The following is an 8,228-nucleotide window of genomic DNA, read 5'->3' on the forward strand; positions in this document are numbered from 1 at the left end:
CAAATCCACTGCTTTTTCATCCAACTTTTGTCTTTTCCTGAAAGAAAAATCCCTTTGAACCATAATGTTCAAGGGGATTTCTTTTTTGTCTGATAGGCCATTTCTACTTAGCTTCGTACCAAGTTACGCCTTCATTTTCATCAGCAATCAGTGGCACACTGAGTTGAATGGCTTCTTCCATGGTTTGTTTGACGAGTTTTTTTATGGCAGCTAATTCTGACTTAGGCACTTCAAGAACAATTTCATCGTGCACTTGTAACAGCATCTTAGTCTGATAACCACCCTCTACCAATGCTTTATCTAGTTGAATCATAGCGATTTTGAGAATATCTGCAGCCGATCCTTGAATAGGTGAGTTGATAGCTGTACGTTCCGCAAAACCACGAATGTTAAAGTTACGCGAATTAATATCTGGCAACTCACGACGACGTTTGAAGAGAGTCTCTACATAACCCTTATCACGCGCCTCACGAACGACTTCATCCATGTAATTTTTGATACCAGGGAAGCGTTCAAAGTAAGTGTCGATGTATGCTTTAGCCTCTTTACGGCTGATACCCAGGTTATTGGATAAGCCAAAGTCTGAAATCCCGTAAACCACTCCAAAGTTGACAGCCTTGGCATTACGACGGTCGTTCGGAGTCACATCCTCAGGACGTTCAATTCCAAAGACCCGCATGGCTGTCGAGGTATGGATATCAGCTCCCTCTTGGAAGGCCTTGATTAAGTGCTCATCTTTAGAGATATGCGCCAAAACTCGTAACTCAATCTGTGAATAGTCAGAGCTGAGGAGGACACTGTCCTCCCATTCTGGTACAAAAGCCTTACGGATAAGGCGACCTTGTTCCAAACGAACAGGGATATTTTGCAAGTTTGGATCCACACTAGACAGACGCCCTGTCTGAGTTAAATCTTGCACATAGCGCGTGTGAATCTTGCCATCAGCTAAAATCCAATCCTGCAAACCAATCACATAAGTCGATTGAATCTTAGTAATTTGACGGTAATCAAGAATTTTCTTGACGATTGGTGCAATTGGGGCTAATCGCTCCAAAACGTCCACTGCTGTTGAATAACCTGTCTTGGTTTTCTTAGTGTATTCGAGAGGGAGACCTAGTTTTTCAAAAAGCAATTCGCCCAACTGTTTAGGTGAGTTGATATTAAACTCCTCACCAGCCAATTCATAAATCTCTTGAGTCAGCTTTTCAATGACAAGCTCATTTTCAGCTTGCATCTCGAGTAGAGTTTCTTTTTTTACCTTAATCCCAGCGATTTCCATCTTAGCAAGGACAAAAGCCAGAGGTTGCTCCATATCATAGAGGAGGTCCAATTGTCCGTTTTCACTTAATTTCTCAAGTAAGACAGGCTCTGTCTCAACCAATACAGCAACCTTGCGAGCTAAGTGTTCCAAGAATTTCTCTCGCTCTGGAATAGCTTTCTTAACACCCTTGCCGTAGAAGGTTTCATCATCGTCCAGGTAAGTTTGGCCATAGAGGCTAGCAATGGTAGAGATTTCATTATTCTCGACTGTTGAGAGAAGATACTTAGCCAAACGACTGTCAAAAGCAGGAGCCTGTAAATTCAAACTAAAACGATTTAAGAGAACTTTAGCTTTCTTAAAGTCATACACTTTCAGAGGTGTTTTTTCCAGAAAATCCTTGAGAATCGGATTCTGCAAAAGTTCCAACTTATCTGTAGCATATAGCTTGTCCCCACAAGACCAAGCAAAACCAACCAAATCATCTGTATGGTAGTTTTCACCAAAAAGTTCAAAGTGAAAGATGGAGTCCGCACTTAGCATATCTTGACTGACTTGGTCAACAATAGTAAAGTCCAAACTATCAGCCACATCAGCTGATGATACATTTAAAGCCTGCTTGAGTTGTTTAAAGCCCATCTCATCGTAGAATTTTCCGAGGTTTTCAATATCTGGACCGCTATAAACCAAATCATCTAGGCCAATCTCAATCGGTGCCTTAGTATCGATAGTTGCCAGTGTTTTAGACAGAAAGGCTTGTTCCTTGTCATTGACAAGATTTTCCTTCATCTTTGAAGCCTTCATGCTATCAATGTTCTCATAAATACCTTCAAGCGAGCCATGTTCAAGCAAAAGCTTGATACCAGTCTTCTCACCAATCTTAGTGACCCCAGGAATATTATCTGACTTATCCCCCATGAGTGCCTTGAGATCAATGAACTGAGCTGGTGTGATTCCCATCTTTTCCATGAGATAAGCCGGTGTAAAGGCCTCAAATTCAGCCACACCTTTCTTAGAAATCTCAACCACAGTATGCTCATCTGTCAACTGAATCAAGTCCTTGTCTCCGCTGACGATAGTTACATCAAAAGAATCCTTTTCAGCCAAACGCCCCAGAGTCCCGATGATATCATCTGCTTCATACTGAGCTAACTCATAATGACGAATCCCAAGATGGTCTAGCAACTCACGAATAAAAGGAAATTGCTCACGAAACTCATCCGGAGTCTTGGCACGACCACCCTTATAATCAGCATACATCTCTGTACGGAAAGTCGTCTTCCCCGCATCAAAAGCAACCAAGATATGACTCGGTTGAACACGCTCCAGTAGGTGATTTAACATCAGATGAAATCCGTAGATTGCATTGGTATGTAGTCCATTGTCATTTTTAAAACGATCCAGTTGCTGGTAAAGTGCAAAAAATGCTCGGAAAGCAACTGAAGAACCGTCAATTAGTAGTAATTTTTTCTTGTCCATACACCCATTATAAAGGAAAGCAGGGAAAAATACCATTAGGAAGAGCCCAAATGCTGAATAACACTTATGAGACTGGTTTTTCTACTCGAACTCCATCGCCATCAACTTGAAATCCATCGATAGTAGTATTTACTGCCAATTCTCCAGATGCATTTACATAGTAATGTTTTCCTGAAACCTGGAACCACTGGTTGGTTTTCATAGCTCCAGAACTTTCCAGATAATACCAAATACCTTTATCCTTCAACCAACCTGTCTGCATTTCACCAGATGACTTCAAGTAATACCAATTCGAACCATCTTTTAACCAACCTGTTGTCATTCTACCATCAGCTTGCAAATGATACCAGTTCCCATTAATCTTCTTCCAACCGACGGCTATCTGACCATTTTCATAGTAGTACCAACTTGTTCCCTCTTTTGCCCAACCATTTTTAGAGCTACCTGTTTTAGTTAAGGGGATATAACGTCTGTTTCCACTTCGTGAAATATAACTAATCCATTTATAGCCTTCTTTTTCAAAGGTTTGATCATAATGAACACTCATTCCAGCTTCGTAGTAATCGATAACAGTAGATGTCAATGATGGCTGGTCCATAATAGCAGATTTTTCTGTGAAGTGATGAGTTCCACTGAAAGCTAGTAGAGACTGATGATGCCCTACACTAGCATTCCCTACATCTTTAAAGTGAATGAAACCAGTCATAGAACTCGCCTTTACAATTCTACTATGATATGTTTCTGTATAATCATAATTGTACTCCTCGATTTCAATCATATCTCCAATCACATTAGATACCCAGGCTACGTGACCGTACTGCCCTCTTGTACTCCAAGCAATCGCACCAATTGCTGGTTGCTGGTCCACCCGATAGCCTTCTTTTTGGGCTCGATAACCCCATTGATTAGCGTTCCCATAAGCAGCTGGTAGTTCAAAACCATTGACACTACTTAAACGAAAAGCAGCAAAAGAGGTGCATTGTCCCGAGTACATACGCCACTTATCAATTTTTTGACTTCCATTTTTATAATAATAGGGATAATCATCTCCTCGTGCCAGTGATCCATTATTTGCCTGGTTGGCATGAACAGTTCCTCCACCAAACAAAAAAGCTCCTGCTAGTAATAGTGAAGCTGATCCTACAGCTGTCTTTCTGAGAAAAGTTCCCTTTTTATGTCCTGCTTTAGTAAATGTCATTCATTCTCCTTCAAATAATTAGATTTTTGAGGTTGACCTCATCTATATCATTCGAAAGAAAAAGAAAAAAGTGAGAAACTTCCCACTTTCATGATTATCCTTAATCTAAATAATGAATTAAGTTCTTTTCTGTTAAAATATCTGAATAGGTGAAAGATTCAACATAGACATTTGCCTGTTTGTCTCCTTCAACATTTCCAAACTCAACGATGAAGAGCGATGGATAAACCTCAATTAGTTTTCCCAAACGATTTTTTTGGCGTTTACGACCATTTTCTAAGGTCATTTCTACCACTTGTCCCTCATGCGCCTTAATTTCTTCTTTGATTTTTTTCATTTTAGCCACATCTGTAAATGCGTCTGTCATCTTGGTTCCTCCATCTTCGAAATACTTGAAAATTTATTATATTCTTTTTGGAAAATCAATTCTACCGTTCCGCGAGCACCGCTACGGTTTTTCTCGATAATCACTTCTACTTTATTATTTGGAATGCCTTCCTCTTCTTCACCACCACGCTCATAATAGTCATCACGATAGAGAAAGGCTACGATATCAGCATCTTGCTCGATAGATCCAGATTCACGAATATCAGACAAAACTGGTCTCTTATCTTGACGTTGCTCTACACCACGAGAAAGCTGACTAAGAGCTATAACTGGAACTTTGAGTTCTTTTGCTAAGATTTTCAACTGACGGGAAATCTCGGATACTTCTTGTTGACGATTTTCTCGACCAGTTCCAGTGATAAGCTGAAGATAGTCAATCAAAATCAAGCCTAGATTCCCTGTTTCCTGAGCCAGTTTACGAGAACGAGAGCGAATTTCTGTGATCCGAATCCCTGGTGTATCATCAATGTAGATACTTGCATTAGCCAGATTACCCTGAGCAATCGTATACTTACGCCATTCTTCCTCGGTCAATTGACCCGTACGGATAGAATGTGACTCTACCAAGCCTTCCGCAGCCAACATACGATCGACCAAACTTTCAGCACCCATTTCCAGAGAGAAAATAGCAACTGTCTTATCGAGTTTGGTTCCGATATTTTGCGCAATATTCAAAGCAAAGGCTGTCTTACCAACCGCAGGACGAGCTGCCAAAATAATCAATTCTTCCTCATGCAGACCTGTCGTCATATGATCTAAATCTCGATAGCCTGTCGCAATACCCGTGATATCTGAAGTCTGTTGCGAACGAGCTTCAAGATTTCCAAAGTTAATATTCAATACATCACGAATATTTTTAAAACCATTTCGATTGGCATTCTCACTGACATCAATCAAGCCTTTTTCTGCACGAGCGATAATTTCGTCCGCAGGTTGAGAAGCTTCATAGGCTAAGTTTACAGACTCTGTCAACTTAGCAATCAGACGTCGAAGCATAGCCTTTTCTGCTACAATTTTAGCATAGTATTCCGCATTAGCAGAGGTTGGCACTGAATTGACAATCTCAACCAGATAAGACAAGCCTCCGATAGTTTGTAAATCACCTTGGCTATCTAGTATCGTCCGAACTGTGGTTGCATCAATAGCATCTCCACGATCAGACAAATCAACCATAGCCTGAAAAATCAAACGGTGAGCATACTTAAAGAAGTCCTGTGAATCGATATATTCCCGGACAAAAACGAGTTTAGTCTCATCAATAAAAATGGCTCCCAACACAGATTGTTCTGCCAGAATATCTTGAGGCTGAACACGCAGTTCTTCAACTTCTGCCATCAGACTTTCCTTCCTTTTACAATGTTGTCAACCAATCGTAAATTAAGCTTCCTTGACACGAAGATTGATTACACTTGTCACATCTTGATAAATCTTCACCGGAACATCAATCAAACCAACTGCTCGGATTGGTGATTGAACTTGAATGTGGCGTTTATCAATTTTAATACCAAATTGTTTTTGCAATTCTTCTGCAATCTTCTTGTTGGTAATAGATCCAAATGTACGACCATCTGGACCAACCTTTTCGACAAACTCAACGATGGTTTCTTCTGCTTCCAGTTTCGCTTTAATTTCCTTCGCTTCTGCAAGCATCTCTTCATGTGCTTTTTCTTCTGATTTTTGTTTACCACGCAACTCACCAATAGCTTGAGCTGTCGCTTCCTTAGCAAGGTTTTTCTTAATTAAAAAGTTTTGTGCATATCCAGTTGGCACTTCTTTAATTTCACCTTTTTTTCCTTTACCTTTAACATCTGCTAAAAAGATTACTTTCATTCTTCTGACTCCTTTTCTTTTGTTTCATTAAAAATAACTGTTTTCAGTTTATCTCCTGCTTCTTGCAGGCTCATATCTGTCAAACGTGCCGCAGCTAAGTTAAAGTGACCACCGCCACCTAACTCTTCCATAATTCGTTGGACATTGATCTTACTTCTGCTTCGCGCAGAAATGGAGATTGCTCCTTGACTATTCTTAGCAACTACAAAACTGGCCTCTATACCAGACATAGCAAGCATAGCGTCAGCAGCCTTACTAATAACAACCGTATCGTACTCTTTATCCTCCAAAGCTTGAGCAACCAGGATTGATGGCTGCACCATTTGCCCTTGTAAAATTAACTCATTTACTAATCGATATTCTTCAAAATCCGTGGCCGAAATTTCCTGAATGACAATGCTATCACTCCCTCTCGTTCTGAGATAACTTGCAACATCAAAAGTTCGACTAGTTACCCGAGAGGTGAAATTTTTAGTATCCAACATCATTCCTCCCATAAGAACACTAGCCTGAATGCGACTCAAACGTTTCTTCTTAGAGTTTTGAAATTGAATCAACTCAGTTACAAGTTCACTAGCACTGCTTGCTCCACTCTCGATATAGGTAATAACCGCATTATCTGGAAAATCTTGGTCGCGACGATGATGGTCAATGACAATCGTCTGTGTAAACAAGTCATAAAACTCTTTGGATAAGGTTAAAGCTGTCTTAGAATGGTCAACCATCACAAGCAAGGAACGTTTGGTAACCATTGTCATAGCCTGTCCTAAAGGAAGAAGTTTTGAAACACCCTCCTCTTCCAAGTAGTTAACCGCTCGAGCAATATCTGGAGACATTTGTGTAGGATCATAAATCACATAACTATCTTCCAGTACATTACTCGAAAACAACTGCATTCCAACCGCTGAGCCAAGAGCATCCATATCCAGATTCTTATGACCAACCACAAAAACTCGATCGACACTTTTAAGTTTATCTGAAATAGCTGTCATCATGGCACGAGTTCGTGTCCGAGTACGTTTAACAGATGCAGCTGAACCTCCTCCAAAGTAGATTGGATTTTTAGTTTCATCATTCTCTTTTACGACAACTTGGTCACCACCACGAACTTCAGCTAAGTTGAGATTAAGAAGAGCCACCTTCCCAATCTGATCATGATTCCCATCACCATAGGAAACTCCCATACTCATCGTTAGTGGTAAATTCCGTTGCTTGGCTTCTTCACGAAAGGTATCAATCACAGAAAACTTATCCTGCATCAAGTGACCAAGTACAGTGTAGTCAGTAAATAGATAAAACCGATCCATACTCACTCTACGAGAAAACATGGCATGTTTCCCAGCAAATTCTGAAACAAAATTTGCAACAAAACTATTGATATGACTAATGTCTGATTCAGACGTTTCATTTTCCAAATCATCATAGTTATCAACTGAGATAATCCCGATTACCGGTCTACTTGTCACAAGCTCAACAGTCGCCTCATACTCACCAGAAACATCAAAAAAGTATAAGACACCTGAATTTCTATCTAAATGCACTGCATAACGTTTCTCCCCAACAATGGCATAAGACCCTGGAGTAGAAATTGAACTCTTTAAAATCTTTTGAAATTGAGGAAAATCAATTTCTCCATCCTCAGTTGTCAAAATTAATTCCGCATAGGGATTGAACCATTCAATCTCACTACTGTCCATATTTAATTTAACAACCCCGACAGGCATTTGCTCCAACAGAGCACTCAAACTATCCGTAGCCTGATGATTGACATACTGGATTTGCTCGATATCTGTTTTTTTGTAATATTTTTTCTGGAAATTAAATAGCAGAACATAGAATACGATAAATAAAAATAGACTTGCTATAGTGATAAGATTATCCTTTACTAACACAATCAAAATGGTCATAATCGTAAAGGTTACCATAGCAATCAGATACATAAAAAAGGGATTTATTTCATTTTTTTTCATTACAAACCTCTTGCGCATTATTATACCATAATTGTAGCCAAAATGCGACTTTTAAAGAGGGAACACTATTTTCAAATAATAGTAAAACATCCAAACTAAAAAGTGG

Annotated in this window: 6 protein-coding genes; all 6 read right to left on the bottom strand. The window is 39.7% G+C overall.

The window, feature by feature from the left end; translation table 11 throughout:
• Positions 1-103: 103 nt before the first annotated feature.
• A complete protein-coding gene (gene polA, locus HMPREF2619_RS00790) occupies positions 104-2,737 on the bottom strand; it encodes a DNA polymerase I (protein ID WP_070458231.1) in 2,634 nt (877 codons plus the stop codon).
• 64 nt (positions 2,738-2,801) lie between these two features.
• Positions 2,802-3,935 carry an N-acetylmuramoyl-L-alanine amidase family protein gene (locus HMPREF2619_RS00795; RefSeq protein WP_070458232.1) on the bottom strand — a complete coding sequence of 378 codons (1,134 nt, stop codon included), beginning with the start codon at positions 3,933-3,935 and terminating at the stop codon, positions 2,802-2,804.
• 100 nt (positions 3,936-4,035) lie between these two features.
• Positions 4,036-4,302 (bottom strand): Veg family protein, encoded by a 267-nt coding sequence (locus HMPREF2619_RS00800; RefSeq protein WP_000128621.1) that lies wholly within the window; start codon positions 4,300-4,302, stop codon positions 4,036-4,038.
• Positions 4,299-5,657, bottom strand: a complete 1,359-nt coding sequence (gene dnaB, locus HMPREF2619_RS00805; RefSeq protein WP_000852500.1) for a replicative DNA helicase — start codon at positions 5,655-5,657, stop codon at positions 4,299-4,301. The genes HMPREF2619_RS00800 and dnaB overlap by 4 nt, the downstream gene beginning before the upstream one ends.
• Positions 5,658-5,699: 42 nt before the next feature.
• Positions 5,700-6,152, bottom strand: coding sequence for a 50S ribosomal protein L9 (gene rplI / locus HMPREF2619_RS00810; protein ID WP_070458233.1), 453 nt, complete (start codon positions 6,150-6,152; stop codon positions 5,700-5,702).
• Entirely contained in the window at positions 6,149-8,122 is a 1,974-nt protein-coding gene (locus HMPREF2619_RS00815; protein WP_070458234.1) for a DHH family phosphoesterase, read from the bottom strand. The genes rplI and HMPREF2619_RS00815 overlap by 4 nt, the downstream gene beginning before the upstream one ends.
• Positions 8,123-8,228: the final 106 nt, after the last annotated feature.

The organism is Streptococcus sp. HMSC074B11, assembly GCF_001808705.1.
Taxonomy (GTDB): Bacteria; Bacillota; Bacilli; order Lactobacillales; family Streptococcaceae; genus Streptococcus.

Excerpts from the sequence above, each read along its gene's own strand:
- HMPREF2619_RS00800 (WP_000128621.1), bottom strand. The coding sequence starts at position 4,302 with ATGACAGACGCATTTACAGATGTGGCTAAAATGAAAAAAATCAAAGAA.
- HMPREF2619_RS00815 (WP_070458234.1), bottom strand. The coding sequence starts at position 8,122 with ATGAAAAAAAATGAAATAAATCCCTTTTTTATGTATCTGATTGCTATG.
- dnaB (WP_000852500.1), bottom strand. The coding sequence starts at position 5,657 with ATGGCAGAAGTTGAAGAACTGCGTGTTCAGCCTCAAGATATTCTGGCA.
- rplI (WP_070458233.1), bottom strand. The coding sequence starts at position 6,152 with ATGAAAGTAATCTTTTTAGCAGATGTTAAAGGTAAAGGAAAAAAAGGT.
- polA (WP_070458231.1), bottom strand. The coding sequence starts at position 2,737 with ATGGACAAGAAAAAATTACTACTAATTGACGGTTCTTCAGTTGCTTTC.
- HMPREF2619_RS00795 (WP_070458232.1), bottom strand. The coding sequence starts at position 3,935 with ATGACATTTACTAAAGCAGGACATAAAAAGGGAACTTTTCTCAGAAAG.